The 22,169-nt window shown below is 63.0% G+C and carries 23 protein-coding genes; 13 read left to right on the forward strand and 10 right to left on the reverse strand.

The annotated features are described in order from the left end of the window. Positions 1-606: 606 nt before the first annotated feature. Positions 607-876 (forward strand): hypothetical protein, encoded by a 270-nt coding sequence (locus tag IVA78_RS28405; RefSeq protein ID WP_247280582.1) that lies wholly within the window; start codon positions 607-609, stop codon positions 874-876. Here the strand turns inward: IVA78_RS28405 and IVA78_RS28410 are convergent. Together IVA78_RS28410 and IVA78_RS28415 are read right to left on the reverse strand one after the other, a co-directional pair. Then, entirely contained in the window at positions 870-1,076 is a 207-nt protein-coding gene (locus IVA78_RS28410) for a hypothetical protein (protein WP_247280583.1), read from the reverse strand. The two genes, IVA78_RS28405 and IVA78_RS28410, sit on opposite strands and share 7 nt — an antisense overlap. After that, positions 1,073-1,273 carry a hypothetical protein gene (locus tag IVA78_RS28415; RefSeq protein WP_247280584.1) on the reverse strand — a complete coding sequence of 67 codons (201 nt, stop codon included), beginning with the start codon at positions 1,271-1,273 and terminating at the stop codon, positions 1,073-1,075. Before IVA78_RS28415 ends, IVA78_RS28410 begins: the two co-directional genes overlap by 4 nt. Before the next feature lie 348 nt (positions 1,274-1,621). Here IVA78_RS28415 and IVA78_RS28420 point away from each other — a divergent pair, with 348 nt between their 5' ends. Beyond that, entirely contained in the window at positions 1,622-2,107 is a 486-nt protein-coding gene (locus IVA78_RS28420) for a DUF417 family protein (protein ID WP_247468836.1), read from the forward strand. An 827-nt stretch (positions 2,108-2,934) separates the two neighbouring features. Here the strand turns inward: IVA78_RS28420 and IVA78_RS28425 are convergent. The 3 genes from IVA78_RS28425 to IVA78_RS28435 all read right to left on the reverse strand — a co-directional run bounded on the left by IVA78_RS28425 (position 2,935) and on the right by IVA78_RS28435 (position 5,330). Beyond that, positions 2,935-4,467, reverse strand: a complete 1,533-nt coding sequence (locus tag IVA78_RS28425; protein WP_247468839.1) for an FAD-dependent monooxygenase — start codon at positions 4,465-4,467, stop codon at positions 2,935-2,937. 226 nt (positions 4,468-4,693) lie between these two features. Continuing rightward, on the reverse strand, positions 4,694-5,038 hold the full coding sequence (locus IVA78_RS28430; protein ID WP_247468841.1) for a response regulator: 345 nt from the start codon (positions 5,036-5,038) through the stop codon (positions 4,694-4,696). Between the two features lie 55 nt (positions 5,039-5,093). Continuing rightward, positions 5,094-5,330, reverse strand: a complete 237-nt coding sequence (locus tag IVA78_RS28435; RefSeq protein ID WP_247332748.1) for a hypothetical protein — start codon at positions 5,328-5,330, stop codon at positions 5,094-5,096. 184 nt (positions 5,331-5,514) lie between these two features. Between IVA78_RS28435 and IVA78_RS28440 the strand changes: the two genes are divergently transcribed. The 5 genes from IVA78_RS28440 to IVA78_RS28460 all read left to right on the forward strand — a co-directional run bounded on the left by IVA78_RS28440 (position 5,515) and on the right by IVA78_RS28460 (position 9,791). Further along, positions 5,515-5,814, forward strand: coding sequence for a hypothetical protein (locus tag IVA78_RS28440; RefSeq protein WP_247422153.1), 300 nt, complete (start codon positions 5,515-5,517; stop codon positions 5,812-5,814). Positions 5,815-5,893: 79 nt separating this feature from the next. Continuing rightward, positions 5,894-6,109, forward strand: a complete 216-nt coding sequence (locus tag IVA78_RS34660) for a hypothetical protein (protein ID WP_346275320.1) — start codon at positions 5,894-5,896, stop codon at positions 6,107-6,109. Between the two features lie 428 nt (positions 6,110-6,537). Then, a complete protein-coding gene (locus tag IVA78_RS28450) occupies positions 6,538-7,809 on the forward strand; it encodes a CoA transferase (protein ID WP_247468843.1) in 1,272 nt (423 codons plus the stop codon). A gap of 179 nt (positions 7,810-7,988) precedes the next feature. Further along, a complete protein-coding gene (locus tag IVA78_RS28455) occupies positions 7,989-9,218 on the forward strand; it encodes an acyl-CoA dehydrogenase family protein (protein ID WP_247468845.1) in 1,230 nt (409 codons plus the stop codon). Positions 9,219-9,227: 9 nt separating this feature from the next. Further along, the gene (locus tag IVA78_RS28460) at positions 9,228-9,791 is read left to right on the forward strand and encodes a flavin reductase family protein (protein ID WP_247468847.1); all 564 of its coding nucleotides are present in this window, start codon (positions 9,228-9,230) and stop codon (positions 9,789-9,791) included. Positions 9,792-9,796: 5 nt separating this feature from the next. Here the strand turns inward: IVA78_RS28460 and IVA78_RS28465 are convergent, their stop codons facing one another. Further along, positions 9,797-11,005 carry an NAD(P)-dependent oxidoreductase gene (locus IVA78_RS28465; RefSeq protein ID WP_346275321.1) on the reverse strand — a complete coding sequence of 403 codons (1,209 nt, stop codon included), beginning with the start codon at positions 11,003-11,005 and terminating at the stop codon, positions 9,797-9,799. Here IVA78_RS28465 and IVA78_RS28470 point away from each other — a divergent pair. The 6 genes from IVA78_RS28470 to IVA78_RS28495 all read left to right on the forward strand — a co-directional run bounded on the left by IVA78_RS28470 (position 10,896) and on the right by IVA78_RS28495 (position 17,256). Next, complete coding sequence (locus IVA78_RS28470) at positions 10,896-11,882, forward strand: ABC transporter substrate-binding protein (protein ID WP_247468851.1); 987 nt, start codon at positions 10,896-10,898, stop codon at positions 11,880-11,882. The two genes, IVA78_RS28465 and IVA78_RS28470, sit on opposite strands and share 110 nt — an antisense overlap. Before the next feature lie 77 nt (positions 11,883-11,959). Further along, positions 11,960-13,654: a dihydroxy-acid dehydratase gene (ilvD, locus tag IVA78_RS28475; protein WP_247468852.1), complete on the forward strand. Its 1,695-nt coding sequence runs from the start codon at positions 11,960-11,962 to the stop codon at positions 13,652-13,654. Between the two features lie 126 nt (positions 13,655-13,780). Further along, positions 13,781-14,626 carry an ABC transporter ATP-binding protein gene (locus tag IVA78_RS28480; RefSeq protein ID WP_247468854.1) on the forward strand — a complete coding sequence of 282 codons (846 nt, stop codon included), beginning with the start codon at positions 13,781-13,783 and terminating at the stop codon, positions 14,624-14,626. Next, the gene (locus tag IVA78_RS28485) at positions 14,623-15,408 is read left to right on the forward strand and encodes an ABC transporter permease (RefSeq protein ID WP_247468856.1); all 786 of its coding nucleotides are present in this window, start codon (positions 14,623-14,625) and stop codon (positions 15,406-15,408) included. Before IVA78_RS28480 ends, IVA78_RS28485 begins: the two co-directional genes overlap by 4 nt. Continuing rightward, positions 15,405-16,172, forward strand: coding sequence for an ABC transporter permease subunit (locus IVA78_RS28490; RefSeq protein ID WP_247468858.1), 768 nt, complete (start codon positions 15,405-15,407; stop codon positions 16,170-16,172). Before IVA78_RS28485 ends, IVA78_RS28490 begins: the two co-directional genes overlap by 4 nt. A gap of 37 nt (positions 16,173-16,209) precedes the next feature. Next, entirely contained in the window at positions 16,210-17,256 is a 1,047-nt protein-coding gene (locus tag IVA78_RS28495) for a peptidase M29 (RefSeq protein ID WP_247468860.1), read from the forward strand. On the opposite strand, the gene IVA78_RS28500 is transcribed toward IVA78_RS28495, so the two are convergent. The 4 genes from IVA78_RS28500 to IVA78_RS28515 are packed head-to-tail and all read right to left on the reverse strand — an operon-like array spanning position 17,253 to position 22,161. Further along, positions 17,253-18,245, reverse strand: a complete 993-nt coding sequence (locus IVA78_RS28500; RefSeq protein ID WP_247468862.1) for a 3-hydroxybutyryl-CoA dehydrogenase — start codon at positions 18,243-18,245, stop codon at positions 17,253-17,255. The genes IVA78_RS28495 and IVA78_RS28500 overlap by 4 nt on opposite strands. Before the next feature lie 3 nt (positions 18,246-18,248). After that, positions 18,249-19,337 carry an NAD/NADP-dependent octopine/nopaline dehydrogenase family protein gene (locus IVA78_RS28505; RefSeq protein ID WP_247468863.1) on the reverse strand — a complete coding sequence of 363 codons (1,089 nt, stop codon included), beginning with the start codon at positions 19,335-19,337 and terminating at the stop codon, positions 18,249-18,251. After that, positions 19,334-20,869, reverse strand: a complete 1,536-nt coding sequence (locus IVA78_RS28510) for a long-chain-fatty-acid--CoA ligase (RefSeq protein ID WP_247468865.1) — start codon at positions 20,867-20,869, stop codon at positions 19,334-19,336. Before IVA78_RS28510 ends, IVA78_RS28505 begins: the two co-directional genes overlap by 4 nt. A gap of 2 nt (positions 20,870-20,871) precedes the next feature. Beyond that, positions 20,872-22,161 carry an acyl-CoA dehydrogenase family protein gene (locus tag IVA78_RS28515; RefSeq protein ID WP_247468867.1) on the reverse strand — a complete coding sequence of 430 codons (1,290 nt, stop codon included), beginning with the start codon at positions 22,159-22,161 and terminating at the stop codon, positions 20,872-20,874. Positions 22,162-22,169: the final 8 nt, after the last annotated feature.

Raw genomic sequence — 22,169 nt, forward strand, 5'->3', positions numbered from 1 at the left:
CGCATTGCGGTGTTCAATTGTGCACACAAGTCGCGTGGCCAGGCGGCGCCACCGACGAAACGCGCCTGAAACAATGCTGAAACCCGATTGTCCTGAACTCCACAGCCGTCGCCTCCGACCAACCCTGCGAAAAGGAGACAATCATGATCCAGGTCGGTTCGAAGGAAGAAGTCGCGTTGCTGCTGGCGCTGTTCGGCACCCACACCCAGCCCATCAGGACGCCGAGGCCGAAATCCTCCCGCCGATGAGGCGCGTCCCATGCCCGGTTTGGCCGAGCTTCCTGCGTCTCTTGATTGCGAGGGGAGATCCCCAGGCGATCCCACTGGCCGAAAATGCGATCGATCAGTATCTGGCCATCACCGGCCGGCGCCCGCGGACGCGGCCTGTGCGAGCTCCAGCGCGGCGCACGGGGCCGCGATCGGGGTGCAGCGCTCGTTCGCGGAGACAGTGGACGCCTATATCGCGCGTAAGCTGACTGAGGAGCGTGCGGACGTCGGGGGGTGACGGGCCTCGCCGCCGGAACAATCCGGTGATGCCGAGGCAACTTTTTCGCCCCCCATAGAAACCTTTGCCGCCTTCGCGCCTATTAGGGCAAAGGATGCCGAAATGCCCCGATATTATTTCGACCTGCGCGACGAGAACGGCACCGCGCTTGACGAGGAGGGGCTGGAACTGTCCAGTCCTCGCGCCGTTCAGGCGGAGGCGGCCAAGTCGCTGGGCGACATGGCACGCGACGCCATCCTCTCCGCGTCGCTAAGCGGCAGCAGGCAGACGATGGCGATCGAGGTTCGCGATGGCAACGGTCCCGTGATGCAGGTGACGTTCTCCTTCGCCATCGAGAGTTACGAGACGCGGCCGCGCGGGCGCGATCATTGACGCGTGAGCTGGTGCGCCGGCGATTGCTCGGGCTCCAGCACGGCGATCTTGCGGCCGAGCTGCCAGACCTCGACCTTGCCGTGGCGCGTGAACTGCCGCGCGAAGGTGAGGGCGGAGGCGTCGGAGGCCGCCTCGAACGCCTCGGCGGAGCGGAACACGCCGTTCTCGCCGACCAGATAGGCGCGATATTGATTTGTCATGTGGGCGCCCTCAGGCCGGGAGAATGCAGCCAGGCATCGATTTGCATGGCGGTCTCGTCCTGCCGCGCCCGGCGCAGCAGCATCTCGCGACGGCGCCCCGGGGTCAGCGTGCGCGCTTCCTCGCGCAGGCGAGCGGCATCGTCTGCGAGCCGTTCGGTGAGTGTCTTAGTCTGCTTGAAGCGACGACGCGTCTGCATGGCGCATCTCCCTTGTTCGAGATAGGACGGGAGCGCAATCCGGCGTTCTCATCACCGATCTCATGCCACGGGCCTTGCGGTGATGTATGAACCGTACGCCCACGGCGGCGCAGAGTCAGTATCTTTTGATATGAAGCGAAGAACTATTTTCGAGAGCAAGTTGAGCCACTTACTCAACTGAGTGCAGCGAGGCTGTGTCCAATTTTGAACAGAGCCGGCCTCGGCCGACCCGGCGCCCACGAGCTCGTGAACCCGTCGTGACCGGGACGGCGTAACGGACCGGGCGCCGCCTGCGTATCACCGGCAGCCCGCAACAAGCGGGGAGCAGCCAGGGGAAGACCACGTCCAATGAAAGCAGAATTCAACGTCGCCGAAGCCGGCAACGGATCCTATCGCCTTCTCGCGATCCTGCGCTGGGTCATGGTGACCATCTTCGTCTCGTTCGGCATGCAGAAATTCACGCCGCAATCGGCGCAAGGCATCGCGCAGTTCATCAGCAACAGCCCGTTCATCTCCTGGCTTTCGCTGTTTGGCCTGCGCGGCGAAGCCTATGTGCTGGGTGTCACCGAATTCGCGATCGGCGCGCTGCTGATCGCCGGCGCGTTCAATCCGCTGATGTCGGCGCTCGGCGCCTTCATGGGCGTCGTCACCTTCGCCGTCACCTTCTCGTTCTTCTTCACCACGCCGGGCGTGGTGACATGGAGCCTCTCGACCGATCCGATGGCCTGGAATCTCACCGGCGAGTTTCTGTTCAAGGACATCGTGCTGCTGTGCGTCTGCGTCGTGTTGCTGCTGGCGTCACTGCCGGAGGCGATGGGTCGGGTGCGGGAGTGAGGAGCTGAGGGGTGGAAGAGGGGCGCGACTTAGCTCAACCACCTTCGCTCATGCTCGAATTAATTGGCACCGATCTTCTTGCTCAGCGACACGCGCCAAGGAAGGTCTGTGGACATTGTTGTTTGTTCTAGACTGAAGTTTCAACCTTTGGGGAAGGAGCGAATCTCGTCCTAAATTTTCTGCGGGGTTCGTCGATGAGTAATTCGCTTCTCGCTTTGGTCTTGTTGGACGTCCGGCAACGCCCGACATGTTCGCCGTTGCCAAGATCCTGCGCTCGCGACATCCGAATTTGGCAACATAGCCGGGTGACGATCCGCAACAGTCTCTGGCAAATTCGCCGCTCATTCGCTGCGGCAAAGAGCTTATCGCGGTCATTCGATGGCGGCTCGGGCCGGTGGGCGCACGCTACCACGACTTGGCCGGGGAGTAAGGTGGTAGCGATGCGGCATCGAGGTCACCTGATCGTCTCCATGCTGGGAAAGAACGAGCGACTGCTCGTTGCCGCGCATAACCACCGCAGTCATGGGCGCGTTGATCGCCGCAAGCCGGAATGCTGCCGCGTGGTGTCGGCTAGCAAAGTCGCGCGGCCTTCTAGTCTCTGGCTGGACATGTCCAGCCGATCGTTCGGCCGTTCGTGACCAGCCCTTCACCCTGTGGGTCGACATTCTTCCCTTCCAGTCGGATGGGAAGATTGGCACAATCACGGTGAGATTGTCCGCTGTCGTCGGGCGCGAGATCGAGTTCTGGACTGGTAAACACTGGCAGAATGGCATCATCGAAGGAGTTCGGATCAGCCCGCGGGGTGTCGCGGCTGTGACGTTCGTGCGCTACGCAGCAGCCGGTCCGAACCAGGTTGTCAGCGCATCCGCCAGTCCGCGTTGACTCTCGTCTCCCACCCAGGCCACATGGCCGTCGGGTCGCACCAGCACTGCGCTCGGCGGGGCGACCCATCCGATAGCCGGAAGCTCCCATGGGCCATCGTAATCGGCGACAATGTAACTGACGCGATCCGCCCAGGCCGTAACGTCGATGCCGCCGGGCTGGCCAAAATTGAGCAGCACGCCGCGCGCGCTGTGCAGCAGCGTGAACAGTTTGAGCTTCTGGCCTTCGACCGACAGACCGAGATCCGGCATGCGGTGCCCGAGCAGCGCGTGGCCATCGCCGAGATCGTAGCGGATGTCGAGCCCGCTCATCATTGCGCCAACGCGCTGGCGCGGCTGGTCCATGGCGAGCACCTCGGAGACGACGTCGCGCGCGGCCTTGAGGCCGTCATCGCCGCGGCGGAGCAGCGCGATCTGCGCCATGGTGTTGCGCAAGACGCGCGCGGCAACGGGGTGACGTTCGGAATGGTAGGTGTCGAGCAGCCTGTCGGGCGAGATGCCCCTGACCACCTGCGCCAGCTTCCAGCCGAGATTGACGGCGTCCTGCACACCTAGGTTGAGGCCTTGCCCGCCGACGGAGTGATGGATATGCGCGGCATCGCCGGCGAGCAGCACGCGTCCGCTGCGATAGGATACCGCCTGCCGTGCCGCATCGGTGAAACGGGAGATCCAGGCGGGGCTGTGGAGGCCGAAATCGGTGCCGTAGACCGCGACGAGGGCCTCGCTGAGGTCGCGCAAGGTGGGCTCGCCGGTGCGCTCGAGCGTTGCTTCCGTCACGACGACCAGCACGCGGCCGCTCTCGGTCTCGCTGAGGCCGTGAAAGCCGAGCGCGTCGTGACGCAGGCCAAGGGCTGGCGCCTCGCGCATTTCGACCTCGGCCATGAGATTGCTGAGCGTCGGATCGAAGCCGGCGAAGTCGATGCCGGCAGTCTTGCGCACGATGCTGCGGCCGCCATCGCAGCCGACGAGATAATTTGCGCGCAGCTTCTTTCCGCCCGACAGTGCGACGTCGATGCCGGTCTCATCCTGCGCAAATCCCGTCACCTCGGCGTGGCGATAGACCGGCACTGCGAGCTCTTCGACCCAGCCGGCCAGGATGCGTTCGATGTGGCTCTGCCGCAGCGCGAGGCCGTAAGCGTGCCGGGTCGGGAGGTCGCTGATGTCGAGCCGCGTCCAGGCGAAGCCGGCGAGCTGGGTGATCTGGCCCTCGCGCAGAAAGCCGTCGGCGACGCCGCGCTGATCGAGGATCTCGATGGTGCGGGCATGCAATCCGCCGGCGCGCGTCTCGGCCAGCTCCTGGTTCGCACGCCGCTCGACCACTGCGACGTCGACATTGGCGAGAGCGAGCTCCGCAGCCAGCATCAGGCCGGTCGGGCCACCGCCGGCGATCACCACGGCATGATCGGTCGTCGCTGCGCTGCCCGCGCCGGCGCGACGAGCCTCGTGGCGCGAACGGGACGTCGGAAGCAATACAGGCATGTCGTGACCCCTCGATGTGTTGGCCGGGCCACGGGTTCTACGGCAGGAGCAGGGACTTGAAGCATGCCCCTTGCCCACCACATATCTAGCTGGGAGGAAGGGCTTCCTCTTGCGTGCGACGGTGTTTGACACGTCGGGCAAAACAATGGCAGAATGGCATCGTCCAAAGAGTTTGGTTCAGCCCGCACGGAGCATTCCGCTGCGGGCCTTTCTTTTGGGCGTGACGTCAGCAAATGCCGGTGGTTCGCTGGATGACGTCAGCGAGTTCCTCGAACGAGAACGGTTTCCTGATCATCGGCAGGCCGCCGCGCCGGGGTTCGCGACCGGATAGTTGAAGCATCTTCAACTCGGGGCGGATTCGCTTGGCCAGCTCGGCCAGTTCATGACCATCCATGCCCGGCATATTGATGTCCGTGATCAGGACGGAGATGTCCTGGTTCTCCTTGAGCTGATCGAGCGCATCCCGACCGTTTTGGGCGCTGACCACCTGGCAGCCGAGATCTTCCAGCATGCCGACGATCACCTCGAGGACGGCGGGGTCGTCGTCAACAACCAGGACAGTGTGACTCATCGACGAACGTTCCTTCCAACGAGAGTAAACGCGCCTCGCGTCAGGTAGGTTCCGCCTAATCGTCCTTCGACAAATCGCCGGGTTTAGTGGGAAGGTCGATGGTGCCGCCATCGCCGTGCACGAGGTCGGGGTCCCTGTCCTCCGTCTCGCTGGCGTCTTCAATGATCACTTGTTGCGTCTCTCGCGCCTTGTCGATGCGCAGCCTATCAGCGCTCCGCGGCTTGTTGTCGCTGCGCGGCTTGGCTGCCGGTAGGTTTCGCGATCTCTCTTCGGACGTCGCCTTGGGCGTCATTGGCCGATCCTCCTGATCGGCTAACTTTTGCCAGACCCGCAAGTTCGTTTGAACGTTGGGTAAAAGTGCTTGGTCTTGACTCTACGGACGCTCTCGCAGGATTTGCGGCTGTCACAGCCAATCTCGTCGCCACATTCTACTTCGCCAAGCGCGGCTTCGAGAACGTTGCAAGGATCATCAGGCGGTGAAGATGCCGGACGACGAAATCAAGGCCATCGTTGCCGAGACGCTGGCCGCGCAACACAGACTGCGGCAGGAGAGCATCGATGCGATCGTATTGAAAGCAATGGCGTCGGTGCTGGCCTCTTTTGGAATTGAGGATGACGATCGGAAAGAGCTCAGGGCGGACTTCCAGCATCTGCGGCGATGGCGGAAGAGCGTGGAGCAGGCGCAGAGCTATGCATTCAAGGTCGTAATCACGGTGATCGCCACCGGTCTGATGGGGGCCATTTGGGTCGGCGTCAAGGTCGTGCTGAGCAAGTGAGGCTTCCACTGCGGCGACATCGCCGCACGACGGATCAAGGTCACTTCTCACCGATGGGTATGCCATGTACAGAATTTGTGTGGCCGATGCATCTGATGATGACGTTGCCGGCAGCTTCGCCGATCTGCACCAGCTGACGTTTTTCGACGCCGCGGCGATGCCCCGGTTCGACATTGGAACCTGGTGCCTGGTCTATCTGGCGATGACGCAGTCGCCTTTTGCCGATGTTGTATCGTCCACGCACGTGCGACATTGCGGCTACTTTTCAACGTTCGGGGTCTTGCGGCGGCATTGAGGCGCGGGCTCCAAATCAGGTTGATGGGGGCCATCGAGGCAAGGGGGCGCCGTATCGGCTGGGACAGCGTCGTTTGGGATACGATGGACAATCCCGTGTCCGCCAATACTTCATCCAGACGGGCTATCGGCCTCTATCAGCCCGAGGTGCGCTGGGCCTGGTCTCATACGCTTTGCTGGCGAAAGTGGCTGCGCTGAGTGGTGGCGCTGAGCTTCCCGTGATGCGGAACGCGACTATCCACGTTGGGCAAGATGTGGCGCAGCCCAAATGCGCTGAGTGTCGAGAGGCCCGGGAGCCGGATGGCTGCCGAGCCCTTTCTGCGTTTCAGGTGATCCGGGTGAAGCACTTGCGAAGTCGGCGGTGCCGGGCTTTAAGTTCGGTCTTGCAGGAAATTCGGCGGCTATAAGCCGATGTAAAGGAGCGCTTCAATGCCCAACCAGCCTCAATTGCCGGAACGTGCGCCGCGGGCGACGGGAGAGCCTACTGCGCTCGATGGTCTGCTGGTTGTCGATTTTACGCGTGTCGTTGCCGGCCCAGCCTGCACACAGACACTTGCTGACTTCGGCGCGCAAGTCATCAAGATCGAGAATCCCGACGGCGGCGACGACACACGTGCTTACGAACACGCCGAAATCGGCGGAGAGAGTGCCGCCTATCTTAGCCTGAACCGCAACAAGCGTGGCATCGTGCTCGACCTTGCCGTGCCGGAAGCCCGCGAAATCGCGCTCGACCTGATCCGCAAAGCGGACGTCGTCGTCGAGAATTTTTCCAGCGGGGTCATGAAGAAGTTCGGCCTCGATTACGAAGCTGTCGCTTCGCTCAATCCGCGGCTGGTCTATTGCTCGATCTCCGCCTACGGACGCACCGGACCGTTCGCTTCGCGCCCGGGCTTCGATCCCATCACGCAGGCGGAGAGCGGCTTCATGTCGCTTAACGGGTTTGCCGACGGCCCGGCGGTTCGTACCGGCCCGCCGATCGTGGATATGGCAACGGGAATGTCTGCCTGCAACGCAATCCTGCTGGCATTACTGGCGCGGGACCGGCTCGGCCGCGGGCAGCATGTCGAGGTGGCGCTGTTCGATGTCGCGATGGGGATGACGGGTTTCTACGGCATGGCCTATCTGATCAACGGCGAGAATCCTGGCCGGTTTGGCAATTCGCCGAGCGGCTCTCCCACCGTCGGCGTCTACGAGGCCTCCGATGGACCGCTCTACATGGCTTGTGCCAATGACCGGCTCTATCGCCGGCTCGCGATCGAGGTGCTCAACCGGCCCGATCTGATCACCGATCCGCAATTTGCAACGCGGAAGGCCCGCTCCGAGAACAAGGAGCTCCTGCGGGCAGCTATTGCGGAGGTCTTTGCGAGCGATACCCTCGAGAACTGGATGGCAAAGATGAAGCTGGCAAATATCCCGGTCGGCTATCTTCGCACGGTTGAGGAGGGGTTCAATGCGCCGGAAGCGCGCGAGCGCGACCGCTTGAGCCGGATTCCGCATCGTACAGCAGAATGGGTGCCCAACATCGAGCCGCCGATTACGATGAGCCTGACTGGGGCCATTGATCCCCTGGCTGCTCCGCTGCTGGGTGAGCATACGAAGCAAGTCTTGCATGATACGCTCGGCTACGACGAACGTCGCATCGCGGAGTTCGCCGAAAAGGGCGCCTTTGGATCAGTCAAGCCTTCGACCGATTCGAGCTAGGCAGTTGATCGCCGGGGAAAGTATGGCGATGCTCGCGGATCACCGCTTTGCAATGCTCGCGCGAGCGATCCTGGCTTTAGGTTTGGCCGAGGTGCCCCGCGACCGCACCTGCTAGCCCTCCCTTGACTTGATTTGGTGAAGGGCCCGCCGCATAAATATGTGAAAGTGAGGGATACGGCATGGCGCCTGGTCGAGAGCCGAGCATGAGCGAGCCCGCCGGGCTGGAAGCCGGTGAGCGCGCCTATGCGGCAATGATCGCGAAGGCTCGGGCACTCCTACCTCGGTTGCGAGAGCGGGCAGCGCGGACGGAGGAGCTGCGACATCTTCCGCCGGAGACTGAAAGGGATCTCCATGATGCCGGTCTGTTCCGCATGCTCCAGCCGAGGCGGATTGGCGGCGGCGAGCTTGATTATGTCGCCCTGGTCGACTGCGCCGAGCTGCTCGGATCGGCGGATGCCTCGGTAGCCTGGAACCTCGCCAATCTGGCAAGCCATCATTGGATGCTCGGCATGTTCGAGCAGAAGGCGCAGGATCTGGTCTGGGCCCGCGATCCGGACGTGTTGATTGCGTCCTCCTTCATTTTTCCGGCCGGACGCGCCACGAGGGTCGAGGGTGGATATCGGCTGCATGGTAGCTGGCCGTTTTCCTCGGGCGTTGCCTCCTGCGAATGGAATATGCTTGCGAGCGTCGTTTACTCCGATGACGAGGCCGACGGCATCGCGTATCGAATCTTCTTGCTGCCCAAAGGCGACTACAAAGTCCTCGATACCTGGAATGTCGCGGGATTACGCGGGACGGGATCATGCGACGTGGAGGTCAAGGACGCCTTCGTGGCTGACCATATGACGGTCGCCGTCGGCGAACTCGCCGGAGGCCCAACGCCGGGCAGCAAGGTCAATCCGAATCCGCTGTATGCGCTCCCTGTCTTCTCGCTTTTTCCTTACGTCCTGTCCGGTGTTGCGCTTGGAAACGCGCAGGCCTGCCTCGACGATTACGCCGAGGTCGCGCGTCATCGCATTTCGACTTACAACCGCGCCAAGCTGAGCGACTTTCAAAGCACGCAAATCAAGATCGCTGAGGCCTCGGCCAAGATCGACGCTGGACGCCTGATCATGCGCTCGGCCTGCCTTAATGCGATGGAGGACGCTCGGTGCGGTCGTATTCCTGATATGGCGACCAAGACCAGATATCGGCGCGATGGAGCCTTTTCGGTGAATCTGTGCACCGAGGCGGTCTCCATGCTGTTTGCCGCGAGCGGAGCGCGCGGCCTGTTCACGACGGGCGTGCTGCAGCGGCAGTTCCGCGATGCGCACGCGATCAACTCGCATCTGGCGTTCAACTTCGACGCGGCCGGGACCAATTATGGACGCGTGGCGTTGGGCCTGCCGTCCGAGAATCTCACGCTGTGAGGCCGGCCGATGAATGATCTGCCGAAGAAGCCGGCCGCTTCCGATCCAGCCAACGAATTCGCGAGCGACAACTCGCCAATCGACCCCCGCGATTTTCGCAACGCGCTCGGCACCTACGCGACGGGTGTGACGATCATCACGGCCGCGGCCGCTGATGGGAAGCCCTATGGCCTGACCTGCAATTCGTTCGCCTCTGTCTCGCTGAATCCTCCGCTGGTTCTGTGGAGCCTTGTCGTTTATTCCTCGAGTCTGACCGTATTCCAAAACGCCAGTCATTTTACGGTCAACGTGCTTGGCGCTTCGCAACAGGCGCTCGCGAACAAATTCGCCAAGTCGTCGGACGACAAGTTCACTGGCGTGGTTTGGTCGCCGGGCCTCGGCAATGCGCCCGTGCTCGCTGAGAGCGTTGCCAATTTTCAATGCCGCGCGGTGAATCGTTACTATGGCGGCGACCATGTGATCTTTCTCGGCGCGGTCGAGGCCTATACTTACAACGCGAAAGAGCCGCTGCTCTTCGCGCGTGGGACATTTGGTCGGTTCCTGTCCGACGATGAGCGCAAGAAAGCGCCGTAGCGTACTTAGGTCGCGTTCAACGATGCAAGGCTCTGCCCTGAAAGCTTGTAGATCTCAAGCGCATCCGCTTGCGCGCCGCGCGCCGCCTTCGCCAACCTGAAAAGTTGCCCTGCAAGCGAGGCCATCGGCACCGGCGTCGACGTCGCCTGTGCGACGTCCGCGACCGTATCGAGGTCCTTGAGCATCGTTGCGATGTGACCGAGCGGTGGGGTGTGAATGCCCTGAACCATTCGCGGCACGAAGAGCTGGAGTGGGATGGAATCCGCAAAGCCGCCGGCGAGCGCTTCGGGCAATCGGTTGGCGTCAATTCCGGCGTTCACGGCAAGGCGCGTTGCCTCCGCGAGGACGGCCATCGCGCATCCGACGATCACCTGATTGCACAGCTTCGTGGTCTGGCCGGCGCCGATCGAGCCCATGTGGGTGAACCTGCGCGCCATGGCGAGCACATAGGGCCGCACCCTCTCGATGTCGCGCGCTTCTCCGCCAGCCATGATCGCAAGGGTGCCTTCCTCGGCGCCCTTCGTACCCCCGGACACCGGCGCATCGATCCAACCGGTATCGTTCGCGTCTTTCAGACGCGCTGCAAGATCGCGTGCGGCGTCAGGATGGATGGACGAGAAGTCGACCACGAGCTTGCCGGCGCCGGGAGCCGATGAAAGACCTTCGCGCCCGAAGATCACCTCTTGGACGGCGGCCGCGTCTGTCACGCACATGAAAACGATGTCCGATTTCACCATCACGTCGCGGGGCGTGGCTGCGCGAACTGCGCCGGCCTCGACTAGCGGAGTCGTTTTGTCCTGCGAACGGTTCCAGATGGTGACCTGATGGCCAGCCTTGAGCAGGCGCCTGGTCATGGGTGCCCCCATGAGCCCAAGGCCGATATAACCGAGCCTCTCGACATCTTGCGGGTTTGTTCTGCTCGCATCAGCCATAGGTTGCCTCCTCTGCCGCAGCGCAACGCCGTGCGACCGCCGACTTACCTTACATGGCGTATCGTTCGGTGACACCGGTCGGCATGCATGGCTTGCCTGATTGTTTGAACCATGAAACATTTGGACAGGTCGGGTTCGGTGGCGCCCGTCGGCGCCGGAGCAGCGGAGTGGGATGATGCGAACCGTTTCGAGGTGGATCCTGGCAATGAGCGCGGTTGCGGCCCTGATCGCGGACGCAGGCCCGACGCAGGCGCAGCAGACCATCCGCGTCGGCTGGACCATCCCTGCCGAAGAATCCAAATATTGGATGATGCGGCGCCCGGCCGAGTTTCCCAACATCGGCAAGACCTACAACATCGAATGGACTCAATTTCAGGGCACCGCCCCGATGACGCAGGCACTCGCAGCCGGGGCGCTGGATTGCGCGACGCAGGCGCCACTCTCGCTCTCCAATGGCGTGGTCGGAGGCAACCTCAAAGCCTACATCGTGGCACAGCACGTTTTCGAGAAGCCCGGCGGCTTTTCGGTCTATTGGGCTGTCATGGATGACTCGCCGATCAAGACCATTGCCGATCTCAAGGGCAAGACGGTCGGAATTTCTGTGATCGGCGGCGGCACGCAGGGGCCATTCAACCTGCTCCTGAAGCAGAATGGTGTCGATCCTGCCAAGGACATCAAGCTGGTCGAGGTTGGCTTTGCCGTCTCTGAAGACGCGCTCCGGCAGGGCCGTGTCGATGCGGTCAACATGAACCAGCCCTTTGCCGCGCGTGCGGAGGCGAAGGGCGGCACAAGGAAATTGTTCTCGTTGTCGCAGGCCATGCCGAACATCGTGCATATCCTGGAAGCCTGCCGTGCCGATTTCGTCGATAAGAACCCCGAACTGGTCAAGACCTATGTCCGCGACATCACGTCGGGCATGAAGAAAGCGTTGGCAAACCGCGAAGAGACACTCAAGGTGGTCAATGAAGTTCTGAAGGCGCCTATTCCGGTGCTTGAGACTTACCTGCTCAAGGACAACGATTTCGGTCGCGATCCGGGTGCGGCACCGAATTTTCCCGCGATCCAGAAGATGCTGGACATCTATGCAGAGACTGGAATGCTGCCGAAGCTGGATGTCGCACAGTTCAAGCATCCGACGATCGTCGCTCCGCTGCAATAAGCGAGCGGGCGAATTATCCAGACCAGGGGTCGTGGCGTCCCGGATCATCCGGAACGCAGCATGAAGAAGATGCACGTATGAAGAAGCTGCGATCACGGGTCACCACAGACGGTCTCGACCGAGCCCCGCACCGTGCATTCATGCGCGCAATGGGTCTCGACGACGCCGCGATCGCCAAGCCGATGGTCGGCGTCGTCAGCATGAAGGGCGAGCAGACGCCCTGCAATATGACCCATGACTTTCAGGTCGCCGCGGCCAAGACCGGAATCGAGGAGGCCGGTGGCACACCGCGGGAATTCTCCACCGTGTCGGTTTCCGACGGCATCAGCATGAATCATGAGGGGATGAAGTTCTCCCTATTTTCGCGCGAGCTGATCGCCGACTCGATCGAAGCGGTCGTCCATGGTCTGGCTTACGACGCCCTGATCGGATTTGGCGGATGCGACAAGACGCTTCCCGGCGTGATGATGGGCATGGTTCGCTGCAACGTGCCGTCCATTTTCATCTACGGCGGCAGCTCGCTGCCGGGCCGCGTGGACGGGCGGACCCTGACGGTGCTCGACTCCTATGAAGCCGTCGGCAGCTTTATGACCAGCGAGATCGACGGCGCCACGCTCGAGCGGATCGAGCGCGCCTGCCTGCCGACCATCGGTGCGTGCGCCGGCCAGTTCACTGCGAATACCATGGGTATGGTGTCGGAGGCGCTGGGCCTCACCATCCCCAACGTCTCGATGATCCCCGGTGTCTACGCTGCGCGAGCGCAGATCTCGCGCCGGGCCGGGCGCCTGATCGTGGAGATGCTGGAACGCGGCGGTCCGCTGCCGCGCGACATCGTGACGCGGAAGTCCCTCGAGAATGGTGCGGCGATCGTCGCAGCGACGGGCGGTTCGACCAATGCCGCTCTGCATCTTCCGGCGATCGCGAACGAGGCGGGCATCGCGTTCACGATCGATGACGTCGGCGAGGTCTTTGCCAGGACACCACTGATCGGGAATCTGCGACCCGGAGGCAAATATACGGCGAAGGACGTCTACGACATCGGCGGCGCCGCCGTGGTGGTCCGCGAACTGATCCAGAGCGGGCATATCGATGGCAGCTGCATCACCATCACAGGCCGCACGCTTGCCGAAGAATATGGTGCGGCTAATGCGCCCGATGGTGAGGTCGTTTACGCGGCCCGCGCGCCGATCATGCCCGATGGCGGCGTGGCGGTGCTGAAAGGCAATCTTTGCCCCGACGGCGCGGTGATCAAGGTTGCGGGATTGAAGAGCCAATTCTTCGAGGGCGTCGCACGCGTTTTTGAAGACGAGGAGGCTTGCGTCGCAGCGGTTCGCGACCGCAGCTACAAGGCAGGCGATGTGCTGGTGATCCGCAATGAAGGGCCGGTCGGCGGCCCCGGCATGCGCGAGATGCTCGGCGTCACCGCGCTGATCTACGGGCAGGGCATGGGCGAGAAGGTGGCCCTGATCACCGACGGACGGTTTTCTGGCGCGACCCGCGGCATGTGTATCGGCTACGTGTCTCCCGAAGCCTTTGTTGGCGGTCCCCTGGCGCTTGTTCGTGACGGCGACAGGATCCGGATTGATGCCACAAACCGACGGATGGATTTGCTGGTCGATGAGCAGGAACTTGCGGCACGTCGGTGCCACTGGAAGCCGCGGTCACCGCGCCATCGCGCCGGCGCGCTCGCAAAGTATGCGCGACTTGTCGGGCAGGCGCCGGGCGGAGCCGTTACGCACGAGGGCCCGGCGGAATGGCCTTGGTTCGAATGACGAACTGCACCCGTGCGAACACGGCCGTCAGTCTGGCAAGTTTCTTGCTAAGGTCTTGCCGCTGATGGAGGACATTCAGCGGGGCGTGTCGCGCGATATTCGCGCGCGAGCGAGGCGAGAGACGCGATGAAGGTAGTGCCTTCAAGATCAAGCGAATGGGTGAAACCGGTGACGCGACAAGAGCCGGCTCCTGCGATCATCGAGATCGACCACGTCTCGCAGGTCTTTCAGACCTCGGCGCGCAGAGATCATGTGGCGTTGTCGGACATCTCGCTGACGATCGAGGAACGCGCTTTTGTTTCCATCCTCGGCCCATCCGGTTGTGGCAAGTCGACCCTGCTCTACATAGTCGGAGGCTTCGTCAGTCCGACCAGCGGCGCGGCGAAGATGAAGGGAAACGCGATCACGGGGCCGGGTCCGGATCGCGGACCGGTGTTCCAGGAATTCGCGCTGTTTCCCTGGAAGACCGTGCTCGGCAATGTGATGTACGGCCCCCGCCAGCAAGGCGTGCGCACCACCGACGCCGAAGCCCAGAGCCGGACCTTGATCGAGATGGTCGGCCTCAAGGGCTACGAGAACTTCTACCCCAAGGAGCTGTCGGGCGGAATGAAGCAGCGCGTCGCGCTGGCGCGAACGCTCGCCTACCATCCCGAAGTCCTGTTGATGGACGAACCATTCGGCGCGCTCGACGCGTATACCCGGACGCGCTTGCAGAACGATCTCTTGAACATCTGGGAGCGTGATCGCAAGACGGTGCTATTCGTCACCCATTCGGTCGACGAGGCCGTCTTCCTTTCCGACAAGGTCGTGATGATGTCGAAATCGCCAGGCCGCATCCGGCAGGTCATCGACATCGATCTGCCGCGGCCGCGCCGCCGCAGCGAGCTGTTGCTTGATCCGCGGTACCAGAAGTACGTCGTCGACATCGAGCGCATGTTCGATGAGAGCGACGAAGCCGGCTCGCTCGCATGATGTCGTCGGCCGGCATAGTCAAACGCTCTGCCCCGGTGCTCGCCTGCATCGGACTGCTGGCGGTGTGGCAGGTCGCGTCACTCGCGCTGAAGAATGACAGCTTTCCCACGGCGATCGAAGCAATCCGCGCGATTCCGGACATCCTTGGCGACAAGGAAGCGCTGGTCAATATCCTGGCCTCGCTCCGCCGCATGGCAATCGGGTTTGGCGTGGCCGTGCTTGTTTCGATTCCACTTGGGCTGTTAATGGGACGTAGCGCTGCGGTCGCGGCCTTCTTCAATCCGCTCCTGATGGTGATCTACCCGGTGCCGAAGGCGGCCTTGATGCCGATCATCATGCTGTGGCTGGGCGTTGGCGACATTACGAAGACATTGGTGATCTTCCTTGGCGTCAGCCTGCCCGTGATCTATCACAGTTTTGAGGGCGCCAAAGCGGTTGAGGAAAAGATGCTGTGGTCGGGCGCCGCGATGGGGCTTTCTCCGGCGCAGCGCCTGGTGCGCATCGTGTTGCCCGCGGCCCTGCCGGAAATTCTGACCGGCTGCCGCACGGGATTGGTGCTGGCGCTGATCACGATGATCACCAGCGAGATGATCGCCCGTCAGTCCGGCGCCGGGAACATCCTGTTTAATGCGCTAGACATGGGCCAGTACGACACCGTCTTTGCGATGATCATCATCGTGGGGGCAATGGGAATCTGCCTCGACGCGATATTCGAAAGGGTTCGTGCCCGCCTTGTCCGCTGGTCCGAGCCTCAATTCGACCTGCCGCTGAGCTTCTCGTGATGTCGCGCCTTCTCTCCCCAAATCTCGCTCTCGGGCTCGCGCCAATCGTACTGGTGATCGCAGTGTGGCAAGGCCTCGTGTCAACAGGCCTTGCGCCTGTGGCTCTGCTGCCGCCGCCGGGATATGTGTTCAGTCGGCTGCTCCAGCAACTCGTAACGTGGACGTTTCAGCAGGAGATCGCGGCGACCCTGATCCGGTTGTTTGCTGGGTTCGCGATTGCCGTCGTGCTGGGTGTCAGCATCGGCATCGCCGCCGCCGCCAATCCCGCGATCAATGCCGTGGTTCGACCAATCGTGCGCGTATTGGCGCCGTTGCCCAAGGTCGCTCTCTATCCGGCATTGCTGTTGCTGCTCGGCTTCGGCCACGGATCCAAGATCACATTGGTTGCCGCGGACGCACTCTTTCCCATTCTGCTCTCGACCTATTACGGCGCGTCGACCGTGGAGCAGAAGCTGATCTGGTCGGCAATGGCGGCAGGAACGCCGCGCTATGAAATCCTCTTCAAGGTCGTGCTGCCGGCGGCGATGCCTTCGATCCTGACCGGCTGCCGGATCGGCCTTGTTATTTCCTGCATCGTGGTGTTTCTGGCCGAGATGATCACGTCAACGGATGGACTAGGCCATGCGCTCGTGACGGCGGCTCGAACTTTCCAGGCTGTGGACATGTTCGTTCCGTTGATCACGATCTCGCTGCTGGGTTTGATCCTGAACGGTCTGCTGGGCGCCGTGCGATCGTATCTGCTCCGGGGCTTCCCCGAAGCGTAACAGACAAATAGAGAATCTTGACGACCGGGAGTGGACCATGCTGGCTGATCGCATCGAGGCAAAATGGATCGACGCATTTTGCGAAATCTTTGACCGATGCGCCGTCAGGGCGGGCGATACCGCGGCGATCCTCTCGGAAACCCAGTCGCGCGCGTTGAACGTGCATCTGGCGGAGCTCGCGCTGCTCCGGATGGGAGCACGGCCGTTTCACGTGGTAATGCCGACACCGCGTAACCGTCATGTCGTTCCGGTTCGCTCGACCGGGGCGAGCGAGGCGATCCAGCAGCTGGGGCCGGTGATCAGCGCGCTTCAGCAGGCCAGCTTTGTGGTGGATTGCACCATCGAGGGCCTGATGCATGCGGTGGAGACACCCGAAATTCTCAAGGCTGGCGCGCGCATTCTGGTGATTTCGAACGAGCATCCCGAGGCGCTGGAACGGATGGTGCAGGATCCCGCGCTCGAGAAGCGCGTTCGTGCCGCGGCGAAGATGCTGCGCGGAACGAAGCGGATGCGGGTCACTTCAAAGGCCGGAACGGCGCTTGACGTCGACATGGTCGGAGCCTCCACGGTCGGCGTGTGGGGCTGGACCGACAAACCCGGCACACTCGCGCATTGGCCGGGTGGCATCGTCGTCAGCTTCCCCAAGAGTGGGACCATCAACGGCACGCTGGTGATGGCGCCCGGCGACATCAACCTAACCTTCAAACGTTATCTGACGTCACCGGTGAAGATGACGCTGAAGGACGATTACGTCGTCGAGCTGGAAGGCGAAGGTACGGATGCCGCGATGATGCGCAGCTATCTCGCCGCCTGGGGTGATCGCGAAGCCTATGCGGTCTCGCATGTCGGTTTTGGCATGAACCCCGGCGCGCGGTACGAGGCGCTCTCGATGTACGACCAGCGCGATACCAACGGTACCGAGCTTCGCGCTGTGTCGGGCAATTTCCTGTTCTCGACTGGTGCGAATGAATTCGCGGGCCGCTACACGGCGGGTCATTTCGACCTGCCAATGATGGGAACGACGATCGAGCTCGACGGTGTTGCGGTCGTCCGCGAAGGTGTGCTCCAGGACGTCTTCGGCTAGCCGCGATCGAGCACGGGCGGTCGCGCCAGGCCAAAGTGGCGGAGCAGGTCGACCATGGCCCTGAGTCGCTCGACACGATAGGCATCGACATCGAGGCCGGAGTAGTCGAGGAAGCCCGCGCCCGTCCGCAGGCCGATCCGGCCCTCGCTCATGTTGCGCGAAATCACCTCTGGCGCCCGATAGCGATCGCTCCCCAGTGCACCTTCGAGATAGCGGCTCGCATAGTACAGGATGTCGCCGCCACCCCAGTCGATGAATTCGAGCAGGCCGAGCACGGCGTAGCGGAAGCCGAAGCCGTAGCGGATCGCCTTGTCGATTTCCTCCGCGCTGGCGACACCCTCCTCAACCATCCGAGCGGCCTCGTTCATCGCCAGCGCCTGGATGCGCGGGACGATGAATCCAGGCGTCGCCGCACAGACCACCGGTATCTTGCCGATGCCTTCGAGCAGCACCTTGACCTCGTCGATGATGGCGGGGTCGGTGGCCTTGCCAGGCGAAACTTCGACCAGCGGGATCAGATAGGCCGGGTTGAGCCAATGCACGTTGAGGAAGCGGCGAGGGTTCACGATCGCGCCGGACAGATCGTCGACGAGGATCGTCGACGTCGTCGATGCAATAATCGTGTCCGGGCCGACCTGCCTTGAGGCGGCCGCCAGTACCTCCCGCTTGAGCTCGACGACCTCAGGGACGCCCTCGAAGACCATACCGGCCTCGGATAGCGCTGCACCGCCTTCGCCGGCCGCCACCACCGAGACCCGCGCGATCAGCGGATCGACGTCCATCTCGGTCAGTAGCCCCAGCTTCGACAGGCTGGCAAAGGTCTTCCTGATTTCGCCGAGTGCGTCCGCCTCCAGCTTGGCGAAATCGTCCGCGGCGCGCGCCTTGATGTCGATCATCGTGACCTCGTGCCCCGCATAGGCGAACGCGACGGCGATGCCGCGTCCCATGCGGCCAGCCCCGAGACAGGCGATATTGACGTGATTGGTCATCGATCAGAATCCATTGCGAAGCAGCGTCTGCAATTCAGCCTTGCTGAGATTGCCGAGCCTCAGCGTCTCGAGCGTTCGGCCCTCTCGCGCAAAATCCTCGCCGCAGATCGCGCCGCCGATCGCGAGGAACGCTTTGGCCAGCGGCGTGGCCACGCCAGCCAGGGCGGCGACGGAGACCAGCAACGACAGCCCGAGCCGCAGATCCTCTCGCATGTAGCGGTGCTCGGTCAGCACGATCCGTTCGCGCCAGTCGCCGGAATCGGTCAGCCGGTCGTGCGAGCCGCGGCCATACATCCAAATCTCGCCCTTCTTCGCATAGTGATGAGCCAGCGGGAAATGCGGCGCGCCGTAACCGAGCGCCTCGCGCACCGCGATGCGTTCCGCGTCGAGCGCGTCGGTGACCCGGCGGATCGCGGCTTGCGTGCCTTCCTTGTGAATGTCCCAGCGCTCGAAATGTTCGATCGGGCCGGCGTTCATCACGATCAACGGTGGATGGATGATAGGCCCTGCATTCATCAGGGAGCCGGACAGCGCATCTCCGCACGGTTCGATCACGCCGGGGAAAGCGCGTCCAATGACTTCGAGCGCATGTGCGGCACGATCGAGCGGGAACACGCCGACGGGCAGTCGCTTGGCACGGATCGTGATCGCGACCTCGAATGGTCCATGCTTGCGGGTCAGCCAGGGCAACGTCCCGGTCTCGGCAAAGCTCACCTCGGCGTGGTTACCGGCATCTCGGGCGGCTTGGGCGAATATCATCGAGCCGAATGTCGCCGGCGGCAGAAAAATAACCTGGCCGTCCTGCAGATGCGGGGCGAGCTGACGGGCAATATCCGGCTGTGCGAAGGCAGGCGCGGGGCAGAGGATCAGCTCGACGCCGTTGACGGCTTCGGCGATGTCGGCCGTGACCAGCGCGAGCTCCACGTCGTGGCGGCCGTTATGATCCTTGACCAGAATGCGCGAGCCGGTGGCGCGATGCGCTGCGACCTGATCCGCATCGCGGCGCCAGAGCCGGACGTCGTGCCCCGCCAGCGCAAAATCGCCCGCGGCTGCGAACGAGCCGTTTCCCCCACCCAGAACCGCAATCTTCAAGATCTTTCTCCTTGCGCGCGCGATTGCGAATCGAGCTGCTTCAGCAAGAAATGCTGCACCTTGCCGAGCGCAGTGCGCGGCAGGTCGGTGACGAAGACGATATCGCGGGGAACTTTGAATCGCGCGAGCTGTGCCTGGATGTACGCTCTGAGCTCATCCGCTTCGAGATGCGAGCCGGATCGCCGGATGACATAAGCGACGGGGACTTCGTCCCAGCGCGGGTCCGGCCGGCCGATCACGGCGCATTCGCTGACATCGGGATGTTCGAGCAGGACGCGCTCGACCTCAGCTGGATAGACATTCTCGCCGCCGGAAATGATCAGGTTCTTCTTGCGGTCGCGCACCCAGAAATAGCCGTCCGCATCGCACAGGCCAATATCTCCGGTGCGATACCAGCCGTCGTGCAGCGCATCACGTGTGGCGTCCGCATTGCCCCAATATTCGAAGAACACGTTGGCGCCGCGCACCGCGATTTCGCCCGGTGTGCCGGCCGGCACCTCGACTCCGTCCTGATCGACCACCTTTGCCTCGCAGCACAGGCCGGCCAGTCCGGTCGATCCCACTCTCGAGAGGTCACCGCCGAGGCGGGTGTAGATGGCGATGGGGCAGGTTTCCGTCGAGCCGTAGACCTGAAGCACGGGAACGCCCCGCGCGACGAAACGGTCGATCAAGTGCGGCGGCACGATCGTCGAGCCAGTGGCGACGGCCTTGAGTGACGAGAGATCGGCCGTCGTCCAGGCGGGATGCTCGCTCACGGCCTGGATGATCGCCGGCACCATCACGGTCAGCGTCGGCCGCTCGCGTTCGATCGCTGCGAGCGCTGTAGCCGGCGTGAAGCGGGCGTGGATCGTGACGGTTGCGCCCAACTGCAGCGCCGGCGTCGTCTGGATATTGAGGCCGCCGACGTGGAAGAACGGCAGCACGGTCAGCACGTGGTCGTCCGACGTCATGTTGTGCATGTGCTGGCTCATGACGCCGTTCCAGAACAGCGCTTCCTGCCGCAGCACCGCGCCCTTCGGCCGTCCCGTTGTTCCTGAGGTGTAGACGATGAGGAGCGGGCAGGAGAGATCGGTGTGCGGATTGCGGCCGCTGCTCGGGCTGCGAGCCAGCAGATCTTCGAATGTCGTGCCGCGAGGCGGCGTGAAGTCGAGGCCGACGACCGATGTCCCTGGCGCAGTCCGCCCAAGTTCGGCAAGTACTCCCTCAAATGCCTGCTCGAGCACCAGGATCTTGGCGCCGGCATCGCTCAGAATGAACAGCTGCTCGGCGACCGCCAGCCGCCAGTTCAGCGGCACCAGCATCGCCCCGAGCCGCGCACAAGCGTAGAGCAGAACCAGGTAGTCAGGCCGGTTCAGGCTCAGGATCGCGACGCGGTCGCCGTGGCCGACGCCGAGTTCCCGCTTCAAAGCAGTTGCGGTCCGTTCGATGCGCGCGGCGAATGCGGCATAGCTCAGCCGTTCCCCTTCGAAGGCAATGGCCGTCTTGTCTGGCGCGAACGCCGCGTTGCGGTCGATCAGGCTACAGAGGTCCACCGTCAGTCGTCCGTCTCGCCGGCCTCGTACAGCGCCTCGCGTCCGATCCGGTCGAGGCAGAGCTCGGCGGTCCAGGGCAGCATCAGCGAACCGCAGCGGCTGTCGCGGTAGATCCGCTCCAGCGGCAGCGACCGCAGCATGGCCTGACCGCCGCAGGTGCGGATTGCGAGCGCGGCGAGCTCATTTGCGCCCTCCATCACCGAATATTGTGCGGCGTAGGCCCGCAGCACCTGTTCCTTGCTTGGATTGGCGCGGGCTTCGGTCACGGCCTGGAACCAGATTGCCTTGATCTGCTCTAGCTTGATCTGCATCTGAGCGACCGCGATCTGCTTGGTCGGGTACATCCGGCGTTTGACCGGCGGCATGCCCGGCACCGCGCCGCGTAGATAACGTACGGTGAAATCATAAGCGGCTTGCGCCAGGCCCATGTAGGTCGGGGACAGCGTCAGGAACATGTGCGGCCAGCGCATTGCGGCCTGAAAATAGACGCCGCGCGGCATCAGCGCAGAATCCTCCGGCACGAACACGTCCGTAAACAGAAGCGTCCGCGAGACGGTGCCACGCATGCCAAGCGGATCCCACTCACCAACGACCGAGACGCCTTCCGATTTGGCAGGAATAGCCAGATAAAGCGTATTGCGGCGCGATGCCTTCCCGCCTTCCTCGATCTCGGTGCAGAGCACGCCGTAATAATCGGCATGACCGGAGAGCGATGCAAAGATCTTCTTGCCATTGACGATCCAGCCGCCCTCGACCGGCCTTGCTTCCGTGCCGAAAGCGACGCCGCCCGCCGCCGCCGCACCACCTTCCGAGAACGGCTGCGAGTAGATCGCGCCGTCCTCGACGATGCGCTTGTAATGGACCGCGCGCCGCTGCTCGTGCGCGGCGCGGGTGTCCGCGTCCATGTCGAGATCGTCGGCCAGCGGGCCCGACCACAGCGTCGAGCACACATGCATGTTCCAGGTCAGCGCGGTCGCGCCGCAGTACCGGCCGATCTCGGCCGCCGCCAAGGCATAAGTCTGGTAGTTCGCGCCGAGGCCGCCGTGCTTCTTGGGGATGGCAACGCCGAGCAGGCCGATGCGGTGCAGATCGCGATAATTCTCGGTCGGGAAGGTCGCCTCGCGATCGTAGGTCGCAGCGCGGCCGGCGAACACGCTCTGGCCGATCTCGCGGGCGCGCGCGATGATGCCGGCCTGCTCGTCACTGAGGCGGTATGCGACAGGATCGAAGATCGGAGCATCGAGCACGGCCTTGTCGCTTGCGCCGATATTCTTGCCGACTTGCATGGTCATGGCGCAAT

It is taken from the genome of Bradyrhizobium sp. 137, assembly GCF_023074095.1.
Lineage (GTDB): Bacteria > Pseudomonadota > Alphaproteobacteria > Rhizobiales > Xanthobacteraceae > Bradyrhizobium.